This is a genomic window from Streptomyces sp. NPDC026522 (genome assembly GCF_055567555.1).
Window position 1 is genome coordinate 171591 of the sequence record NZ_JBVHQF010000013.1, and the last position, 18650, is coordinate 190240.

General features: G+C 68.9%; 17 protein-coding genes and 1 pseudogene. 6 read left to right on the forward strand and 12 right to left on the reverse strand.

Annotated features, from left to right (window positions below; translation table 11 throughout):
* The first annotated feature begins 309 nt into the window (after positions 1-309).
* Entirely contained in the window at positions 310-645 is a 336-nt protein-coding gene (locus ACZ4M3_RS29860; protein ID WP_467737857.1) for an STAS domain-containing protein, read from the forward strand.
* 391 nt (positions 646-1036) lie between these two features.
* Here the strand turns inward: ACZ4M3_RS29860 and ACZ4M3_RS29865 are convergent, their stop codons facing one another.
* The 10 genes and pseudogenes from ACZ4M3_RS29865 to ACZ4M3_RS29910 all read right to left on the reverse strand — a co-directional run bounded on the left by ACZ4M3_RS29865 (position 1037) and on the right by ACZ4M3_RS29910 (position 12417).
* Entirely contained in the window at positions 1037-1324 is a 288-nt protein-coding gene (locus ACZ4M3_RS29865; RefSeq protein WP_467737859.1) for a chaplin, read from the reverse strand.
* A 137-nt stretch (positions 1325-1461) separates the two neighbouring features.
* Positions 1462-1562, reverse strand: a pseudogene (locus ACZ4M3_RS29870) (IS481 family transposase); the annotation flags it as partial.
* A gap of 853 nt (positions 1563-2415) precedes the next feature.
* Positions 2416-3708, reverse strand: a complete 1293-nt coding sequence (locus tag ACZ4M3_RS29875) for a hypothetical protein (protein ID WP_467737861.1) — start codon at positions 3706-3708, stop codon at positions 2416-2418.
* Between the two features lie 53 nt (positions 3709-3761).
* On the reverse strand, positions 3762-4922 hold the full coding sequence (locus tag ACZ4M3_RS29880) for an MDR family MFS transporter (protein WP_467737863.1): 1161 nt from the start codon (positions 4920-4922) through the stop codon (positions 3762-3764).
* Between the two features lie 130 nt (positions 4923-5052).
* Positions 5053-6318 carry a B12-binding domain-containing radical SAM protein gene (locus tag ACZ4M3_RS29885; RefSeq protein WP_467737865.1) on the reverse strand — a complete coding sequence of 422 codons (1266 nt, stop codon included), beginning with the start codon at positions 6316-6318 and terminating at the stop codon, positions 5053-5055.
* On the reverse strand, positions 6315-7442 hold the full coding sequence (locus ACZ4M3_RS29890; protein ID WP_467737867.1) for a Gfo/Idh/MocA family protein: 1128 nt from the start codon (positions 7440-7442) through the stop codon (positions 6315-6317). Before ACZ4M3_RS29890 ends, ACZ4M3_RS29885 begins: the two co-directional genes overlap by 4 nt.
* Positions 7439-8536: a Gfo/Idh/MocA family oxidoreductase gene (locus tag ACZ4M3_RS29895; protein ID WP_467737869.1), complete on the reverse strand. Its 1098-nt coding sequence runs from the start codon at positions 8534-8536 to the stop codon at positions 7439-7441. The genes ACZ4M3_RS29890 and ACZ4M3_RS29895 overlap by 4 nt, the downstream gene beginning before the upstream one ends.
* A complete protein-coding gene (locus tag ACZ4M3_RS29900) occupies positions 8533-10200 on the reverse strand; it encodes a hypothetical protein (RefSeq protein WP_467737871.1) in 1668 nt (555 codons plus the stop codon). The genes ACZ4M3_RS29895 and ACZ4M3_RS29900 overlap by 4 nt, the downstream gene beginning before the upstream one ends.
* Before the next feature lie 595 nt (positions 10201-10795).
* Entirely contained in the window at positions 10796-11221 is a 426-nt protein-coding gene (locus tag ACZ4M3_RS29905) for a helix-turn-helix domain-containing protein (RefSeq protein ID WP_467738007.1), read from the reverse strand.
* A 230-nt stretch (positions 11222-11451) separates the two neighbouring features.
* Positions 11452-12417 (reverse strand): cupin domain-containing protein, encoded by a 966-nt coding sequence (locus ACZ4M3_RS29910; protein ID WP_467737873.1) that lies wholly within the window; start codon positions 12415-12417, stop codon positions 11452-11454.
* A 121-nt stretch (positions 12418-12538) separates the two neighbouring features.
* Between ACZ4M3_RS29910 and ACZ4M3_RS29915 the strand changes: the two genes are divergently transcribed.
* The 4 genes from ACZ4M3_RS29915 to ACZ4M3_RS29930 all read left to right on the forward strand — a co-directional run bounded on the left by ACZ4M3_RS29915 (position 12539) and on the right by ACZ4M3_RS29930 (position 15058).
* Positions 12539-12775 (forward strand): hypothetical protein, encoded by a 237-nt coding sequence (locus tag ACZ4M3_RS29915; protein ID WP_467737875.1) that lies wholly within the window; start codon positions 12539-12541, stop codon positions 12773-12775.
* Positions 12776-12985: 210 nt separating this feature from the next.
* A complete protein-coding gene (locus ACZ4M3_RS29920) occupies positions 12986-13402 on the forward strand; it encodes a nuclear transport factor 2 family protein (protein ID WP_467737877.1) in 417 nt (138 codons plus the stop codon).
* Between the two features lie 607 nt (positions 13403-14009).
* A complete protein-coding gene (locus ACZ4M3_RS29925; protein ID WP_467737879.1) occupies positions 14010-14573 on the forward strand; it encodes a TIGR03086 family metal-binding protein in 564 nt (187 codons plus the stop codon).
* A gap of 413 nt (positions 14574-14986) precedes the next feature.
* Positions 14987-15058 carry a winged helix-turn-helix domain-containing protein gene (locus ACZ4M3_RS29930; RefSeq protein ID WP_467738009.1) on the forward strand — a complete coding sequence of 24 codons (72 nt, stop codon included), beginning with the start codon at positions 14987-14989 and terminating at the stop codon, positions 15056-15058.
* An 843-nt stretch (positions 15059-15901) separates the two neighbouring features.
* Here ACZ4M3_RS29930 and ACZ4M3_RS29935 read toward each other — a convergent pair.
* Together ACZ4M3_RS29935 and ACZ4M3_RS29940 are read right to left on the reverse strand one after the other, a co-directional pair.
* Positions 15902-16807, reverse strand: a complete 906-nt coding sequence (locus ACZ4M3_RS29935; RefSeq protein WP_467738011.1) for an alpha/beta fold hydrolase — start codon at positions 16805-16807, stop codon at positions 15902-15904.
* Positions 16808-16866: 59 nt separating this feature from the next.
* Complete coding sequence (locus tag ACZ4M3_RS29940) at positions 16867-17379, reverse strand: hypothetical protein (protein ID WP_467737881.1); 513 nt, start codon at positions 17377-17379, stop codon at positions 16867-16869.
* A gap of 278 nt (positions 17380-17657) precedes the next feature.
* On the opposite strand from ACZ4M3_RS29940, the gene ACZ4M3_RS29945 reads away from it, so the two are divergent.
* Positions 17658-18269, forward strand: a complete 612-nt coding sequence (locus ACZ4M3_RS29945) for a TetR/AcrR family transcriptional regulator (RefSeq protein WP_467737883.1) — start codon at positions 17658-17660, stop codon at positions 18267-18269.
* Positions 18270-18650 lie beyond the last annotated feature (381 nt).

An 18650-nucleotide genomic window follows, 5' to 3' on the forward strand; every position in this document is an offset into this window, starting at 1 on the left:
TGCAGCGGCGCGGGCCGGCCGCGCCGGCACCTACGCGCGGCGGTGGGGAAGCCGTAATGCCGGAGGCGGCCTGCCTGTCCCTGTCCTGCCTTGGTGCGGGGAGGGTGGTGGATGGTGCCTGATGTGTGCCAGGCTGCGTGGACAACCAGCCTGGTCTGGTAGGAGGCCCCGCGCCGCCCTTGAGGGTCATGTGGTGACCGGGTCGCGGTACGGGTTGTCTTGCTCGACTGCACGCGGCCCTATGCCGTCTGCTCGACGCCCCCTTCGCCGGGCGGCCTGATGGGCTTGACCCCGATCCACTGGGGGACCATGAACGACTTCACCGTGGTGACCCGCCGGCACCACCACACCTACACCCTGATCATCGTCACCGGCGACATGGACGTCCAGAGCCGTCCCGAACTCGAGAAGGCAACCCACGCCGCAGCCGACATTCCGCTGGATAGCCGGATGCTGCAGCTGGACCTGTCGGGCGTCTCCTTCATGGACTCCAGCGGCCTCAAACTCCTGCTCGTGCTCCGTCGACGCCTTGAGGCGACAGGCGGACACCTCACCGTCACCGGCCTCCAGCACCAACCCACGGCCCTGCTCCTGCTGACCGGCACCCACGGCCTCCTCACCGCCCGCCCCCTGACGATTCCCTAAGACCGTGTCCTACATGGTCAATTTGAGGAACCTCAGCCGGCCCCAGACACCGGCACGCGACCAGATCAGGAACCGGCGATGCACGGTCGACTTCGACGCCCCGACACGACCTGACCTAACCCTGCGTCGCTCCAGCAGGGTCGGCGGTTCCGCAGAGCCGAACTCGCGGCGTCCCGGCGTGGACGGCTGCGTGGTCGGGGTGACGCCCAGCTCCGACGTTGCGGGGAGTGTCCCACTTCTGGGGGCGGAACGTGCACCGTGGGGTGGCGATCCGGCCTCCTTTAGAGGTGGGGGAGGCCGGATCGCTCAGGGGGTGTGCTGTGCGGCTGGTTGGGAGGATTGCGTGCTCTGTTGAGTGCGAGACTGTGGCTGCTGGCAGGCCAGGGGCCTGTCAGTATTCGCCGTGCTGCTGGCCCTTGTAGTGGTGCTTGTCGCCGCCGCTCTTGTTAATGCAGACGTTGCCGAAGGCGGGGTTGAGGAGGCCGACGACGTTGACGGTGTTGCCGCAGACGTTGATCGGGATGTGGACGGGGACCTGGACGACGTTGCCGGACAGGACGCCGGGGGAGCCGATGGCAGCGCCCTCGGCGGTGGCGTCCGCGGCCGCCAGGCCGGCGCCGCCGGCGAGGATGGCAGCGGCTGAGGCGGTAACCGCGAAGGCCTTTGTGATACGCGACATCAAAATCTCCTAGTGAGTGTGGACCTGCCGCAGGGAGTACGGCACGCCCCTTCGAACAGCACGGGCAGGGAGCCGGTTACGGCAGTTGGGCCGGGTCGGTGACCCGGGCCACCTCTTCAGTCCTGTCGGCGGGGTCGGCGATAACGGGCGGCCCACCGATCGCCGATGGTGGTGTGACCTGGAAGCGTTCGACGGTCCGGCGCAGCGGCCGCCCGTCCTCGACCACGCAGCGGGCCATGTACGGCCGTCCGGGCCCCGTCTGGGTTGGGTTACGGTGTGCCGCGAGGGCCTTTCCGGCCGGTGTAGATGTCGCACTCCACACGAACCCGGAGGGCCCTCACCTCCCCGGCTCAGCCGGAACTTGCATCACCGTCCTCCACATCCCCGGACAGAACATGCGCCGCATCACCGTCACGCTGCCCACAGGCCACACCGCATGGCCTGTTCTGGGGGCCCCGGGATCGAGGCGCGTCCCGCGCAGCCGGCACACCAAGACGCCCCCGTGGCCCAGCCGACCGGCCGAAATTCCGGCCGGTTCTCCAGACGGGTATACGGGAAGCGTTCGAGCCGTGTCCGGGCAGGGAACGCTGTAAGCATCGTGTCTGATGGTGCTGCTGCCTTGAACGCCGCGGCCGCCCCGGAACGGCGGTCGCGGCATGCCGTCTCCTGGCCCTTGAAGCCGTCACGTCGCCCAAGAGTCAGGAGACGGCGCTCCCTCGGTAGGGTCAACCGGCCGGCGTCGTGAGCGCGGATATTCCTGGAGCAGCTCGATGACGAAAGCGCGCCGCGCTTCGGACGTACCCCGAGCTCCTCAGCGCGGTGCGGGGCTGAGGAACACTAGACGGTCAGTTGTGAGAGTGCGGCGACACGTGGGACGTGATCGAGGCGGGGCGCGGATGCGCCGGCACACGTCGAGCGGATCGAGGAAGAGGGCACCGGCATCCCGGCCGAGCAGGCGGAGATGGTCGCGACCTGGTTGCCGGTCACCAGGCCGGTCGCGCTGGCCGTGTGGCGGGCGGCCCGGGATGCCGGATGCCGCGTCGACGACGTCGACGACGTCGAGCTGCATCGGCCCTGTGGTGGCTTGCCTCTCACCAGAACTGCCGGAGATTGAAGCTCCGCAGGGAGACGTGGCTCGCGGGCTCGGTCGAGCTTCTGGCGTACAGGAGCGGCATCGCTGTTCGGGCGGAGCCGTACGCGGCGCTCCAGGCGAGCCACTGGTACGCATCCCACCCCCGTTCCATGCCGATCCCCACGCCGTCCTTCTCCAGCGTGGACAGGGCCAGGCGGTAGTGGAAGGCGACGTCGTAACGGGCCCGGACGTCGAGCGATTGCCGTTGGTGCCGGTCGAACCAATGGAGTGCCGACACACCTCGCTCACTGGGAGACTCGGAGTCCTTGTGCAGCCTGAGCAGACGGTCGATGTCCAGCGGCGGGTTCCGCATGAACCGCGCCATCTTCCCCTTCGCCTCCTTGACGGCCGAGTCCAGCGTCTGCCCGCCTCTCCATCGCGGATCGGTGGGCGCACTGGTCCAGCCCGGTCCGAACACCTCCTCCATGTCCCGCTCCACCACCTCGCTGAACGGATCGAGCGGGGTGAACCGGAAACGCGTCGCCGAGGCGGCGTTGTGCCGCGCCAGCACCGCTCGTATGTCGTCCGCGTGCTGGTCGAGGGTGCGGAGGAAGAGTTCCAGCTTTCCTTCGAGCGCGTAGTGCAAGAAGACGAGGGAGTTGACCGTGCCGGCGGCCCGGTCGGTCGCCGTCTGCTGAGAGACGCTGACCGTGCGCTGCCTCGCCCGCGAATTGTCCAGCAGCGAGGCCACGAACGCGACCATGCGGTTCGCGCCCGTCGAGCTGACGTGCTCCGGAAGAACCGGATTGCTCACGCCGGCCCGGTGCGCGCACAGTCCGATCTCCACATCGAGGGCCGGCCGCTCCTCCAGCAGCACCGACAGGAAACGCGCGCCTTCCAGATAGCGGTTCGCCTCCGGGTTGAACGTCTCGCCCTGCCGACTGAAGCGGAAGCCGGCGATCATGGCGGGGACCAGCGCCAGCATGCGTGACACGGTGAGAGCGCTTCGATCGGGCTTCGGCAGCCGGTCCAGTAGCTCCCGCGCCTTGATGATCTCCTCCCGTAAGGCGATCTGTCCGCTGGAGGCGTAGATCATCGCGGCGATCGCTGCCTCCCACCGGCGCGGCCGCTTCAGTGCCAGGGGATGGATTCTCGCCATCTCGTCCGCCGACGGGAATTGCGCTTCGACGGCTTCGACCTCGCCGCGGACACCGCACAATTCCGCGATCTCCCGCACGTCGATGCTCGAACCGTTGTAACGGCTGAGCGCCTGCGACCTCGAGAAGTCCCAAAAGGTAATCTCATCAGCCATCCCTGTGCACCCTTCTGCTCGTCGATCGTGCTGCTCGTCGGTCGTCTCGGCCGTCAGCCGTCGCGCCGTCCGCGCAGAATGAGGAAGTACCCCGCGGACGCGAGCGCGCCCAGCGTCGCGCTCGCGCACCACAGGGTGGTCGGGCCCACGGTGTCCAGTGCGTATCCCGAGACCGCCGGCGCGACGCATGCCGCCGCGGACCAGGCGAAGCTATACACCCCCTGGTAGCGTCCGTGCGCGTGGCCGGGCACGAGGTCGGCCACGGCGGCCATGGCGGTCGGGGCCAGGAGGATCTCGCCGACCGTCCACACCACGACGGTGAGGGCGTACGTCCAGAGGGAGGCCGCCAAGGCCGTCATCCCCAGCCCCCCGCCCAGCAGTAGGCTCCCGACGGCCAGCGGCGCCGCCGGACCGTGTCGGGCGAGGATGCGACCTGCGGGGAGTTGCAGCGCGACTACGAGAAGGCCGTTGAGACTGATGACCAGGCCGTAGTCGCGTGCGCTGAGGCCCGCTCGTGTCATGGTGAGCGGCAGCGCGGTACTGACCTCCTGCATCAGTAGCCCCACCAGGAAGGTCACGGCCACGAAGGCCACGAAACGTCGTGCTCGTGACAGTTCCCCCGCCTGCGTCCCCGGCTTGGTGTCGTCTCCGTGCCGGGCCGGAGCGGGACGCGTCTCGGGCACCGCGAGGTACACGGTCAGTGCGCATACCACGGTCACGGCCGCCTCACCGAGGAACAGCAGGGTGTATCCGCGCTGCGCCAGCACTCCGGCGAGCGCGGCGGAGACCGCCACGCCGATGTTGACGGCCCAGTAGACGAGGGAGAAGGCCCTGACCCGTGCCGTCGCGGTGACCATGTCGGCCACCACGGCTTGGACGACCGGCCGGGAGGCGTTGCCCGCCAGGCCGACCAGGCACGCGGTGACCGCGAGCGCGGCCTGCCCCTGGGTGAAGGCGAGCGCCCCCGCGCCGACGGCGCTCAGGAGTTGAGCACCCAACAGCGTCTTCCGTCGGCCAAACCAGTCGGCGAGCAAGCCGCCGACGACCGAGCCGACGGCACCGCCGACGCCGTACAGGGTGGTGACGAGCCCCGCGAAGGACGCCGAGTAGCCCCGGTCGAGCGTCACGTACAGCGATAGGAACACGACGACAAAGCCGCCGAGCCGGTTGACGAGCGTGGCGGTCCACAGCCACCAGAACGCGCGCGGTAGCACCGGGCTGGCGGCAGTCGCCTCGAGTGCCGCGCTTTGGGCATCCGCAGTCACGGTACGACGGAGTCTTGCCGTTGGGCCCCGGGCCGGGTGGGTCGTACCGGCATGGCGGCGGCTACGAAGTGGCCAGTGCTCATACGGCGGCCATCGCGTTGCCGATGTAGTTCGGCAGCTTGACGAGCCGCTGCCACAGATCGTCAAGGCTGACCGGATAGCGCTCCCGGTAGCGCCGCGTCACCGCTTCCACCTCGACCCATGTCGCGGGCTTCGTACCGCCGTTGTAGTCGGCCGCCAATTCGTCGTAGAGCGGGGTGCCAGGGCGCAGGAAGAGCTGGTTGAGCCCGAAGTATCCCGGCAGCGAGGCGGCCCAGTCGACTACTTCGCCGCTCAGGCAGGCCGGGTCACCGGGCAGGCCCAGCAGGATGAAGGCGAACGGCGTGATCCCGGCTGTCGAGAGCCGGCGGATCGCGGCGTCGATCTTCTCCGCCGGGACACGTTTGCCGACGCCGGTCTGCGCGACAGCCGGCGACTCGGCGCCCAGCCACATCCCGTTGCATCCCGCGGCGGCCCACAGGTCCACGTCCTGGCGCAGGACCACCTCCGCTCGGCTCTGCCCGCTCCAGCCCAGACCGCCTCCGACGAGTCCGGTGCACAGCTCCTTGTAGAAGGTCGGGTGCAGACCGAAGACGTAGTCGAGGAAGAACAGCGAGTCAACGCCGCGTTCGCGCATTTCCGCGATCTCCGCGAGCGTGCGCTCCACGGGCTCCGGGCGCATCCGCGTGCCGAACGGCAGATGGCAGAACGTGCATCCGTAGGTGCAGCCGCGGACGCCCAGCACCATGCCGCACGGCCCGCGCCTGACCCGTCCGCCGGTGAACGTCTCGGCCGTGTAGGCAGTCAGGTCCAGCAGGTCGTAGGCGGGCAGGGGCGCGCCGTCGAAGTCCAGCGGCGGATACGTCCCGCTCAGCGGCAGTTCGCCCAGCACCGGCTTGCTGCTCAACAGGTCCCGTACGCCGTGCACCGCCGCCGCGTCCGCCTCGCCGCGCGCTACATGGTCCACGCCCAGCTCGCGCAGCGTGGCCGTGGGCAGTTGGGTGGCGTGCGGGCCGACGGCGAGGACGGTGGCCTGCGGCCAAGTCAGCCGCACCTGTTCCACGGCGGTGCGCACCGGGCCCAGATCGAGGGGGTAGCACTGGGCGCGGTCCGCGATCGCCGTCACGACGACGGCCACGTCGACCGCGTCGACTCGGGGCGCCTCGTCGCTCAGGCGGCGGTCCCAGACGACGACGTCCACCCCGTCCCGCCTGAGGAGGGCGGCCGCGTTGGCCACGTCCAGGGGAAGCTGCAGGAAGTCACGCTCGAACTCGTCGTCGGCGACGACGAAACTCACACTGGTCATGCCTGCTCCGGGGTCATGGGGGAGGAAGGGGCGGGTGACGTCTCAGCGGCTGGTGCCACCTGTGTGACGGCGCCGGTGCGCGCCGCCTCGTACACCGCGAGCACGGTCAGCAGGGCCCTGCGGCCCTCCTCGCCGTCGACGGTGGGGGCCCGGCCCTCGGCGACCGCGTCGCAGAAGTCGAGGAGTTGGTCGCCGTGCGGCGAGGGGAGCAGGCCGCTGGCGTCCCGCTGCCCGGCGGGCGCGGCAGGACAGCGCTCGGCGGCCTGGTTGCCCGCTCCGTAGGCACCGTAGGCGGAGGTGGTGTCCTGCCGCCCGGCGGCATGGAACCAGGTGAGTTCGTCGTTGTCGATCACGGCGCTTCCCCGGTCGCCGTGGACCGTCAGGCGCGTGGTGCGCCCCGGATACGCCGCGGTCGTCGCCAGCAGGGACGTCAGGGCGCCGCTGGCATGCCGCATGCTCGCGGTGACGACGTCCTCGACTTCGATGCCGTGGTGCCCCTTGAGGGCAGTGTGCGCGGTGACCTCGACGACCGGGCCCATCAGCCACTGGAGGAGGTCGAGGGCGTGCACCCCTTGGTTGAGGAGCGCGCCCCCGCCGTCCAGGGCCCGGTTGCCGCGCCAGCCGCCTGAGTCGTAGTAGGACTGGCCGCGCCACAGGGGGACTTCCACCAGCCCTGACGTCAGCGTTCCGAACTCTTCGGCGTCCAGGGCGGCACGCAGAGTCCGGGAGGCGGGGTCGAAGCGGCGCTGGCTGATGACGGCCAGGGCGCGCCCGGCCTGTCGTGCACCGGTGATCAGCCGGTCCGCCGCTCGGGCGGTCACGTCGATGGGCTTCTCCACGACGACGTGCTTGCCTGCGGCCAGTGCCCGCAGCCCGAGCTCGGCGTGGAGGCCACTGGGGGTGCATACGCTGACGACATCGATATCAGAGCGCTCGATCAGGGTGGCGACGTCCGTCGCCTCGCTGCCGGTCTCCTCGGCCAGCTGGCGTGCGCGCTCGGGTGAGGGCGATGCGACGGCGACGAGTCGCGCCCGTTCAGCGAGCGGTGGGTAGGTGCTGAGCACCCGGGCGTGCAGGCCACCGATCACACCGCAGCCGATGACGCCGAAGCGGAGCCTGCTCATACGGCGCCTCCGCTCAGGCGTCCGGCCGCGGCGGTCGCACGGGCATGCCCGAAGTGGCCCGCCAAGGCGCTGATGCGGTGCACGGGCCGCAGGTCGACCGGGGGCAGGGGCAGGTCGCCGAGCAGCCGGGCGACCGCGGTGCGCAGGGCGTTGTCCATGGGGGAGTCGTTCACCAGCGTCTCCTGGCATCCGTTGGGCAGCTGGGCCGTCAGCCGGTGGGTGTTGCCGGGCAGCCGGCTGCCGTCCGGCAGTGCTACGGGGTCCAGTTCCGCCGTGAACAACGCCGGGCCTACCTGGAGTTGGGCGAGCCGTCGGCGGCCGCCGGTGGAGTGACCGAAAGGTCGGGCCCAGTCGGGGACGTCGGTGTCCTCCGGTGCGTCGCCGACGACGGACGAGTACAGCTCCAGTTCCACGCCGTCCGCCACCACGGCGCGTTCCCGGGCGGCGGTGACGAAGTAGTCCTCGTCGATGATGCCGCGTACGTCCTCGACCGGGCTCTCGACATAGGCACGGTAGGCGTCGGGCGGCAGCAGCCGGCTCGCCACCGCCAGCATGTGCGGCCATTCGTAGCCGAAGACGCCGTGGTCGCGGTCGACGAACCGGCCCGCCTCCATGTCGGGCCGCCGGTCCTTGCTGAAGGCGACGCGCACCGCTGTCACCGGATGGTCCGGCATGTGATGGCGCCGGAGGTCGTCCAGCAGGCGCAGCGCGTGGGCGTGCCGGTACTGGTTCATCACGACCACGCGCGCCCCGGGATGCCGCTCCAGCAGATCCAGGAGACGGGGCACGTCCTGTGCCCGGCAGGCGGGTTTCTCCATGATGACGCGGGCTCGCGGGTCACGTTTCAGGACCTGCGCCAGGACGTCGACGTGTATCTGGGTGGGCGTGCAGAGTGACCACAGGTGCACGGGGCCCGCCATGTCCCGCACGGTAGGGCTGTGCTCGATGGGCCGGTGGCGGTGGACGCCGACGGGCATGCCGGTCAGGGCCGGGTCCACGGTGCACACGCGCAGACCGGCGGCTTCCAGCAGACGGTGGTGCAGTTTGCCGGCCACTCCGTAGCCGACGACGCAAACGCGGGGCAGGTCACTCATGCGGCGCCCCCATCGTCCTCGACGCCGGCTTCGGTCGGCTGGGCCGTGTCGGCGAGATACGTGTCGTAGTACGCGTCGAACAGCCCTGCGTTGCGCACCACTTCGTCTACGACATCGAGGTGGATGCCGGACGCCAGGTTGGCGGCGGCCCGACACAGGTGCTTGGCGGCGACCAGGGTGGCGGCGCGGTAGGCGTCATAGCCCCGGTTGGGGATGCCCTCGTAGGCGTAGAGGTTCAGGGACCGGCCGTCGCCGAGGAGGACGGCCGAGCGGCGCTCGGGCAAGGTGTAGCGGACGCCCACGCCGGGGACATCCGACGCCGTCGTGGCGACGCGACGCTCGCTGAGCAGGCTGAAGTCCCGGGTGGCGAATCCGGCCAGGAGCACGCTGTCGGGCAGCAGTGCCAGGTCGGCCTCGGTAAGCGCGTCCTCGCCGGTGGTCCCGATGATCAGGAAGGGGCGGGTGCGCCGCAGTGCCTCATGGGCCGAGCGGCTGGTGTCGAAGCCCTCCTCGGCGGCACGTACGAGGGCGAGTGTGTCGGTGTCCACGACGGTGACGCGGCACCCGGTCGCGCGCAGGGCCCTGGCGACCCGGGCGCCCAGAGTGCCGAAGCCCAGGGACAGCACCCGCCGGCCCACGAACTTCTCCCCCGGCACGATGGCGCGCAGCCGCCGCACGCAGGAATCGGCGATCTCGTTGTAGGCCAGGTGCGTCTTGACCTCGGAGCGCGCCATGTTGAGGACGGGAAGGCGCATGTCGGTGGCCGTCGATATGCGTTTGAGGCCGCTGACGGTCAACTCCAGCGCGGCGTCGGGCTGTTCGGTGACCAGGCGCTCGCGTGCGGAGCCGAGGGCGATGATGCCACCGTCGTCGACCATCAGCACGCGCCGACCGTCGGCGTGTGCCGCCCGGATGAAGGCATCCACGTCGGAGCCCACCTCGCGCGCCCGGCGCACTTCCTCGTCAGTGGCGGTGCCGTTCACGACGGAGTTGTCAAGGGTGGCGCTGCGGTAGCCTCGCGACAGGAACCATCCGTGCACGCGGTCCCGGCGTAACGTTTTGTCGCCCTTGTCCAGGGCGTAGATCCACTGCGGTGAGAATCCGGCGCGTTCGGCCGCCAGCAGGAAGCCGACGCTGTTCTCCACGTAATGGTCGCGGAATATCAGTGCCCAGTCGGCGAGGGCGCTGTCCTCGGTGGCGTACCGGCGCAGCAGCGGCATCGCCTCCCACAGTTTCGCCACCTCGGTTTCGCTGAAGGCGGCGCCTTCGCTCCGCAGGGCCTCGGCCAGCGCCCGGGCGACCGCAGCCGGCGTCGGATCGTCCGACTGGACGCTTTCCGTGAGCACGGCTGCGCGCCAGCGTGGGGTCGGCGGATCGCTGTGCTCGAGCGCGTACGGGGCGGAGTCCGGCTCGGGCGTGAATTGCACCGTGACGAAGCCGGTGCCGGTGTCCACGGTGTGCGCGTAGCCGCCGTCGTCGAGGGCGACCACCTCGTGGCCCTCAGGTTGCGGCTCCGCCGGGTCCGGCCATCGCCTCAGGCGCAGGCGCAGCAGGACGTCCGAGGACCAGTGGCCGCTGATCACGGTGTGGAGCCGTGCGGTGGCGCCGACCCGCGGCAGTTCGTCACCGTTCGGGGACGTGCCCATCAGAGCGTTGAACGTCATGTGCACACTCCTTCGTCACCCGCGTCCGGGCACGCGGAATCACGGGTGTCATAATTGGGTAGCGGATATGGCGGCGAAATGAATTTCTCCAGCCGGGTCGCCCGAACGCCGGCTCTGCCGGGCGGAGGAGGGCCCACGGCCCGAAAGTCGCATCTGGACGCGGAGCGCTGACGGATTCCTCGCCCTGAGCCTGGAATTCCCTTCCGGGAGAAGTGGATTCGGATGACGTGGCGGGCGAGGAAGACAGTCGCCCGCACGCCCACCGTTTCGGGACCGGGTGGATCATGCGCCTTGATCCGAACTGCATGATCACGACCTGATGCCACGTGTGTCAACCACGAGTCCGCACCGATTTCGCGTTCGTTTGGAGAAGGCAATTCAGGTATGTCCGGATGTAAGGGTCGGTGCATCCCCGGATTTCACTGCATCGAAGGAACGAGGTGTTCCGTTCCATGGAATGGCCGGTTCTCATGCTCTCTGGCTCGTTCCAGTCCTTCGCGTCCCATCGCATGGCGAGTTCACTGACGGGGACACGTCCTTCAGGCCGGCGCTGTCTTCCTCGCTCAGCGTGGCGGGTGTCGGGTGATCCAGCCGGTCACCTGGCGAACCGTCGGAGGCCGGGGCGGGGCGCCGGCTGGAGTCCCGCGGAGGGTGGCGATGTGGGCGCGGACCATCTGGTAGGTGACGGGCGCGTGGTCGGCAACGAGTTCGTTGTGGAGCCGGATGGTGCTGGTGCATCCCTCTGCGAATCGCCGCCCCAGGCAGGGCTGGTAGGGGCCAGCCTGCTGGGTCGGGGACGGTTTTCACGGATGGTGTCCTGCCGGCGTGCGGCGTTCGCGTATCTGAGCACGGTGTTGAGGCCCCAGCCCAGGTTCCGGGCGATCGCCCGGCGTGAGTGACCTTGAGCAAGAAGCTCGTGGACCAGGGCATGTTCTGCCTTCTTTCGCGCGGGCCGCCGGCCGACGGGCGCCGAGTCGTCCTGCGGCCGACCGGAAGCCAGTCGGGTGGCCTGCGACAGCATGCTGCTGGGCGATGGGTTGCGCAGGCAGTCGCGGTGGGTGGCGACGCAGGTCTCCACGGCTCGGCCGAGGCCCTGTCACAGGTGGAACCGGTCGGCGACCTGTAGGGTGTCGGGGGCCTCGCGTCGGGCACCTTCGCGTAGGCGATCGCCCTGTACCGGCTGATGATCTCCAAGCCGGGTGACGCAACGACCCAGCACACGCTCCGGTGCGGACAGCGATGCCGTCGACCTCAGAGGCGACGGCCAGGCGCACGGGGCTCAAGTGCGCTTTGTGCACGCACTTGTGCACGGTAGGCGCCGGGGGAACATCCGCGATTGCGTGCGAAGGCGCGGGTGAAAGAGGGCACGGATCGGTAACCCACCTGCGCCGAGATGTCCTCCACGGTCTCTGCGGTGTCGCGGAGGCGGATCGCCGCGAGGTCCATCCGCCATTGGGCGAGGTACCTCGCGGGGCTTCGAGCCATGCTCGACTGGAACCGCCGTGACAGCGTCGCTCGCGACACCGAGGCTGCGGAGGCCAAGCTGTCGACGGTCCACTCGGCCGCAGGATCAGCGTGGATGCGCTCGATCGCCTCGCGAACCAGCGGATCCTCAACCCAGCCGAGCCACGTCCCGCGCTGCTGCGTCGGGTTCAGCGCCGACCACGCCCTCACCAGCTGAATCAGCACTATCTCAACGAGGCTGTCGACGATCGTGGGCGTGCCGAGTTGTGGCCGCGAGAGCTCTCGCTCCACCAGATTGACGATGTCCCCCAGGTGCGCGCCACCCACCTCGCCGCCAGGGATGTACACGACACCGGGTACCTCATCGAGCACTTGCGTCCTCGTCGAGTGGTCGCAGTCGTAGAAGATCGTCATCAATCGGCTCCGGACCGCGCCGTTGCCCAGTCGCAGTGGCCCGTGCCCTGGCTCCGGCGAGGGGGCCGAAGCGTGGACCCGGTGCGCCGAGTTAGCAGAACCCGCGGTGTCGCCCAGGCGATGCGACACCCCTGCCGGTAGGAGGACCACGTCACCCGCCGTCAGCTCGGACTGCCTGCCGTCAACGTGACTCAACCAGACTGTTCCGGCCAGGACGGCGTGCACCGCCATAGCCGGACTGTCGGACAGCTCGATCGACCAGCCACTTCCGGCCGCGATCCAGGGACCGAGGGTGCCGCGGAAGCCCGACAGCCGAAGCACTTCAGAGATGAGGTCCACAGCGCGACACTAATGCACTCGCCGCATGCGACAAGTGGATAAGAACAGCGCTCCGTACGGACATGGTCCGCAGCCGCACAGCCTCATAGCGTGAGAGCCGACAAGGCGACCGGGAGAAACGATGAAGGTGCAAGGAAGGACCGCAGGGGTCACCGGCGTTGGCGTCGGCGACCTCGGACGGTACTTCGCGCAGGAATTGCTCCTGCGAGGAGCCGCCAAGGTGTACGCCACGGCGCGGCGACCGGAACTCATCGACGTATGCGGTGTTGAGGTGTTGGGCCTCCATCTGACGGATAGGGCCACGATCGCGCGAGCAGCGAGCACCGCCGCCGACACCGAACTCCTGCAGTTCCTTTGAACGACCCCGACTGACTGACTGACTCCCGACAGCAACCGCAGCCCGGACCAACACCCCACCTCACCCCAGCGTCCACCGCCGAGTGTGTCTCTGTGAAGCGAGCGGCTTACCAGGGCGGTAGAGCGACATCTCTTACCTGCTGCCGTAGTCGTCAAGCCCCCGGCGGGCCGCACAAGACAATGACCGATCAGAGGATGAAAGCAGACTCTCGTGCACCTCATACCGACCACTGCCGCCGCCCCCGAGCTGCCAGCCAGCGTCCGGGGTCTCCGTGACGCCATCAACTCCCACGACCCACGGAGAGTCGGAGACGTCTTCACCCCTGACTACAGAGCGATCATTCCTTTGCACCCATCGCTGAACTTCACGGGCAACGACCTGGTGGTGCGGAATTGGGCGCGCATCTTCGTGCAGATCCCCGATATCCAGGCCGAGGTCCTGCGGACCGCTCTGAACGGTGACGAGGTCTGGTCGGAGTGGAGGCTGACGGGCACCAGGGCCAACGGTGATGCCGCCGAGCTTGGCGGGCCAGTCATCTGGGTCGAACGTGATGGCCTGATTGCGCACGCCCGCTTCTACCTCGACCCCGTGACCGCGCCGGCCGCGCACCCGGCAGCCGGTCCTTAGAGCTAGCGCCCACGGGTGCAGCTGGCAGCTTGGCCGCAGCCGCCGGAGCGCGAGACGCGCCCAGTTGCCCTGCTCCCCAGCGCGCCGGTGCCATCGGACGTGAACGTCTTGGCGCGGAGCGCCGACCGTCGCCGGAACCTGCGCACCGGCACCCTCCGCGTGGCGCGACAGCGTGCCGGTTCTGATCGGCAGGCACCCTACGTGCCTAGCAGGGCGCCGGTGAGGCATCGGTGCAGCCAGACGCATGATCGGCGACCAGAGCTCGAACCCGTTTCGAGTGGCGGCCACGAGCAGGCGAAGCAGCGCGCAGGGGTCGGTTTGCGCAGCGATCCGATCGTAGATGCCGCCGGCCTCCGCGGCGCGCACCCCGTCCTCGATGAGTGTGCGTAGCAAACCGCTCTTGCCTCCGACCGCCGCGTAAACGGTGGGCGCCGCTGCCCGCGCTGCGCGGGCGACGTCCCCCACCGGGATGCGAAATAGCCCCGCTCGATGAACAACTCTCGTGCTGCCGGCAGGATCGCCTGCCGGGTCGCCGCCGCGTACTCGGCCCGCCGGCCAGTCCCTTGTCCTACCACGATATAGCTACCAATCAAGAAGAGGTTGTCACATGATCTTTCCGGTACTTGAAGGCCTGGCTCACCTGTGCGTCGGCATCACACCCGAACAGGACAATCTGCCCACTCCGTGCGACGACTTCGACGTGAGCAGGTTGCGCCGCCACCTGCTGGGCTGGCTCAGCTACTTCGACGCTGCCTTCACCGACCCGTCCGGCAGCGACCGGCCCGACCCGTCCGCGTTCACGGGACGCGACCATCCGAGCGCCGTGATCGAGCAGCTCACCATCACGATCCGATCGGCTCTCGCCGCTGGCATCGAGACAACTCCCGTGAACGTTCCGCTGCTGGGCGGCGCCTATCCGGGCGCCGTGGTCATCGACCTGCTCCTGATCGAAACGCTCGGCCACGGCTGGGACCTGGCCCGCGCCACCGGCCAGCCCTGGAACCCGGACCCGCAAACCTGCCAGCATGCCCTCACCGCGCTCGAAGGCGTGATCCAGCCGGAGTACCGTGGCCCCGGCATGCCCTTCGGCCCCGAAATCACCATCGAAGCAAGCGCACCGCCTCTGGACCGGCTTGTCGCTTTCACCGGCCGTAACCCCAAGTGGGCGTGAGCTCGTCGTTTCGCGTCGGGATCACGGGCGGCGATCATGGGCGACGGCCGCTGGTTTCGTTGTGACCGACGGTGATCTGAGCAGCTAAGAATGGGCTGTGCTGGAACCGTTGCCGCCGGCACAGCCCATCGCGGCGGAGGCAATGGCGTGAACACCGGCCGGCCATCGGCACACTCTGCCGGTCAAGCGCACCAGGGCGCCGTGGCAGTAACCGGTGAGCGTGCGTTCGGTGGAGCACCAGCGCCGCAACCGGCGTGAGGGCGGTATGGAGGGTCTGAAGTCGAAGGGACCCGCGAAACCGCCGAATCTGTCGGACGAACGGTTCGCTCTGCCGGGAGCAGCAGCTGGCCAAAGGGCCGGCCGCGCATGGCTCGGAAGATCAGCGGTGGACGCTGGAACGCGTCGCGACACTGATCGGCCGCTTCCAGATTAGCTGCTCGATCGCAGGAGTGTGGCGGCTGCTGCACCGCCATGGCTGGTCCTGACTGAGCCCGCCCCGTCGTGCGCTGCAACGTGACGAGCACGCGGTCGAGGATGAGGACGAGGACGAGTCCGCGATGACGCCGCCGCGCACCCGCATCTGGGGCCGGCGCGGGCAGACTCGCGTGGTGAGAGTGCGGGATCCGCGACGGCGCCGGAGGTTCGCTGGGAGAACTGCTCGGGCCGGAGGTGGCCGGCGTGGGTGACGAGTCCGTTCCCGGGATACCCGTAGGCCGGAAGGAGTTGCTTCGCCAGCGCTGCGGCTGTCTGGAGGAGGCCCCGGTCGAGGTCGGTGACGTCGTCCAGATGAACCTGTGCATTGACTGTGGCGTGGTTGCGCGGCTCCAGTGTGAGCGGTGCGGGCCGACCCGTGCCGGGTTGATCCGGTCGACCCGGAAGGGAACGGTGTCGGGGCGGTCGGGGTCCAGGATGCGTGCCAGGCTGGGATGAGCAGACATGTCTGCGACCAGGTTGATCGCCGACGTGTGCCGGACCGCTCACGCAGCGCGGTCGGGCGCGTGGGCACCCAGGAGGGGAAGTGCGCACAGCAGCGGGTACACGACGTCGCCCGGCTCTGCCGTGTGCATCTGCGCCTCCTCGTAGTCATCGAAGTGAACCCGGCCGTTCAGAGACAACGAGATCGTGGCACTCCCGTCACGGTGCAATGCCGCAAGAGCGCTGTAACGGCTACTGCTGTCCGCGCAGTCCACGACGAAGCCCTTGCGTACTCAGACGTTCGGCGAGCGTCACGGTCAGACCGAACGCCGCCCGGTCGAACGAAGAGGGACGGCAAGGCGGCGCGGGTCGAGCTGCTCTTCCGAGGCGGCTGCTTGTGTCTTGGCGCTCTTCTACCGCGACATTGCCAGGGGACTGTTCGGGCTATCCCGGTACGGGGCCAGAAAAGTGGTGAGGGCGGCCAGCATCGCTTCCGGTGCCTCTTCCGGCGGGTAGTGGCCGCACTCGGGAATGATGAGGCTTTGCACGTCGTCGGCCACGAGCCTCATAGTGTCGCCGACCATTTCACCCGAGTTGTCCGCTCCTGCGATCGTCAGGATGGGCAGGGTGAGCTGCCGTGACTTGCGCCGCTGGTTCTGCGCGATGGTCGTGTCGAGCGCGCGGTAGAACTCGAAGCTGGCACGCAGGGCGTCCGGGTCAGCCGCGAGGATGTCGACGTAGTGCTTGACGGCGTATTCGGGCAGCTTCTTTGTGGCTTTGGTCGCGAACTGGTGCCCGAAGTAAATGTGTTCGCGCCCCTTGACCAGTCGTTCGTTGATCTCGCTGAGCCGGTTGAAGCCGAAGTGCCAGAGTCGGTCGTTGGACCCCGCACTGCCGAACAGAGGTGGTGACGGGGACAGGCCTGGGATCGCGGCTTCGGCGACGGCCAGACGATCGAGCCGACCGGGGTGGTCCGCTGCCAGGGCATAGCCGGTCCACATTCCGATGTCGTGGCCGACCATGGCGAATCGTTGGTGTCCCAGCGCGGTCATCAGCGCGGCGAGGTCATCGGCGAGGGTGGCGGTGTCGTACCCGTCGCCGGGCTTGTCGGACAGTCCGACGCCGCGTGGGTCGACCGCGACGACCTGGAAGTCTCTGGCCAGCGCGGGCATGAGAAGGCGCCAGGCGTACCAGGTCTGGGGCCAGCCGGCCAGCAGCAGCAGGGCGGGCCCTTCACCGCCGATGACCGCGTGCAGGTGCAGTTCCCCGGTGTCGATGTAGCGGCTCATGAACGTATCGGTGAATCCGGCCGGGAGCATCGGTGCCTGCGACACCGAGCCAGGGCCGTCGAGTGGGGGCAGGTCGATTGTGGACCGGCTCACGATTGTTCCTTTCGTGGATGCGACAAGTGCGGTGTTGCGGATCGCCTTCGGGCGGTGGCGAGCGTCATGGCGGCTACAGCCACAGACTGCAGCGAGGATGCGATGTCCTGGCCGAGGATCGCGTGAAGCAGCCCCGGGGCCAGGGTGGGCACGATCGTGCCGGCACAAGCGGCGAGGAAATAGCTCGACAGTCGACAGCGGATCCGGCCGCCGTCGCGGTGGACGAGCCGCGGGGTGACCTCGACGCCGCGGCGGAATTTCAGGCCGACGCCGACGCCGATGCCCGCAAGCAGGGGGCCGACCACGTAGAGCGGCAGCGACCTTTGGAAAACCATGATGCCCGCGACAAGGAAGGTAGTCGAAAGCCGGGAAACCAAGGCGGTGCTCGCGGTCGCACCGGCCAGAGCACCGGCCAGGAGCGGCCGACGCCCCGTATGGTCGGACAGGGACCCGAACATCATCAACGCCGGCACGGTCCCCGATGCGTAGACGGCGAACACCAGTGTCACGGCGAACGGTCCGAAGCCCATTCGCGGCGCCGAGAGCGCGTAGAGCGGAACAGGCAGGCGTCCACCCCAGCATGACCAGGTCGTACACCGCATCTACGAGCCAAAATCCGGTACGCGCCCGCCAGCCCCCTTCGGTCGTGTGAGCCCCGGCCGAAACCTCACGAGCCCTCTCAACGATCACGGCGGCACCTTCCAACTTCGGGAGCGCCCTCACGCTAGCCATCTTGGAACGATCGGTACAGCATGAGTGTACGATCACGAGGGAATGCAGGAGGAACATGTCAGGCCGCAAGCAGTTCGACGTCGACACGGCTCTGGACCAGGCGATGCGCGTGTTCTGGGAACGCGGGTACACGGACGCCTCGCTGGACGTCTTGGTGTCCGCCACCGGTCTCGGCCGCGGCTCCCTCTACGGCACCTTCGGCGGCAAGGACGTGCTCTTCGGCCAGTGCCTCGACCGCTACGCCTCGATCTACGGCACTCGATACGAGCAGGCCCTCACCACCCATGCCGGCGACCCGGTACGCGCCATCGAGGCATTCTTCGACGTCGTCCTCGCGCGCATCGCCGATCCGTCTGTCCCTGCGGGATGCCTCGTCGCCCAGTCCGCCGTGCAGGCGCCGATACTCAAGGGGGACAACAGCGCTCGCGTGCGCACCCTGCTCGACATCCAGCGCCGGCGAGTACGCACAGCCCTGACGGGCCCCTCAGTCGCCCCTGGGGAACTGGCTGACGAGCTGGCCACGTTCGTCGTCGCAGTCAATCAGTCGCTGGCCGTCCTCAGCCGCGCCGGAGCCTCGGACACGGACCTACGGGCCGTGGCGCGGCTCGCCTGTCAGACGGTGGCAGACACCCTTCGTGCGACACCGGGGCATGCGGCCTGTGACTGACGACGCCGGCCAGCCCGCAAAGTGCTCCGCCACGGTGATCCGACACCGCGATCGCCGGGCATGGAATGGCGTGATCCAGCCGGAATACCGTGGCCCCGGCATGCCCTTCAGCCCCGAAATCGCCGTCGAAGCAAGCGCACCATCTCTGGACCGGCTGGTCGCTTTCACCGGCCGAGACCCCCGCTTGGGGAGCCCCCGTGCAGCTGCGCTGATGAGCGCCTGCGGCATCGTCCTCGCGTGATGGACCGGTGGGGGGGGGGGGAGGCGGCGCCCGCCCCCCCGAAAGCGGTTAACCCTGATCACCCTCCCGCCAAGGAAAGACAGGGGGGGTGACTCCTCCGCCAAAACACCGAGCGCCTGGCTGCGTCACCCCCGGGAAGG

Excerpts from the sequence above, each read along its gene's own strand:
- ACZ4M3_RS29935 (WP_467738011.1), bottom strand. The coding sequence starts at position 16,807 with ATGCTCCCGGCCGGATTCACCGATACGTTCATGAGCCGCTACATCGAC.
- ACZ4M3_RS29945 (WP_467737883.1), top strand. The coding sequence starts at position 17,658 with ATGTCAGGCCGCAAGCAGTTCGACGTCGACACGGCTCTGGACCAGGCG.
- ACZ4M3_RS29915 (WP_467737875.1), top strand. The coding sequence starts at position 12,539 with ATGAAGGTGCAAGGAAGGACCGCAGGGGTCACCGGCGTTGGCGTCGGC.
- ACZ4M3_RS29890 (WP_467737867.1), bottom strand. The coding sequence starts at position 7,442 with ATGAGCAGGCTCCGCTTCGGCGTCATCGGCTGCGGTGTGATCGGTGGC.
- ACZ4M3_RS29905 (WP_467738007.1), bottom strand. The coding sequence starts at position 11,221 with ATGCTGTCGCAGGCCACCCGACTGGCTTCCGGTCGGCCGCAGGACGAC.
- ACZ4M3_RS29860 (WP_467737857.1), top strand. The coding sequence starts at position 310 with ATGAACGACTTCACCGTGGTGACCCGCCGGCACCACCACACCTACACC.
- ACZ4M3_RS29900 (WP_467737871.1), bottom strand. The coding sequence starts at position 10,200 with ATGACGTTCAACGCTCTGATGGGCACGTCCCCGAACGGTGACGAACTG.
- ACZ4M3_RS29885 (WP_467737865.1), bottom strand. The coding sequence starts at position 6,318 with ATGACCAGTGTGAGTTTCGTCGTCGCCGACGACGAGTTCGAGCGTGAC.
- ACZ4M3_RS29895 (WP_467737869.1), bottom strand. The coding sequence starts at position 8,536 with ATGAGTGACCTGCCCCGCGTTTGCGTCGTCGGCTACGGAGTGGCCGGC.
- ACZ4M3_RS29865 (WP_467737859.1), bottom strand. The coding sequence starts at position 1,324 with ATGTCGCGTATCACAAAGGCCTTCGCGGTTACCGCCTCAGCCGCTGCC.
- ACZ4M3_RS29875 (WP_467737861.1), bottom strand. The coding sequence starts at position 3,708 with ATGGCTGATGAGATTACCTTTTGGGACTTCTCGAGGTCGCAGGCGCTC.
- ACZ4M3_RS29925 (WP_467737879.1), top strand. The coding sequence starts at position 14,010 with ATGATCTTTCCGGTACTTGAAGGCCTGGCTCACCTGTGCGTCGGCATC.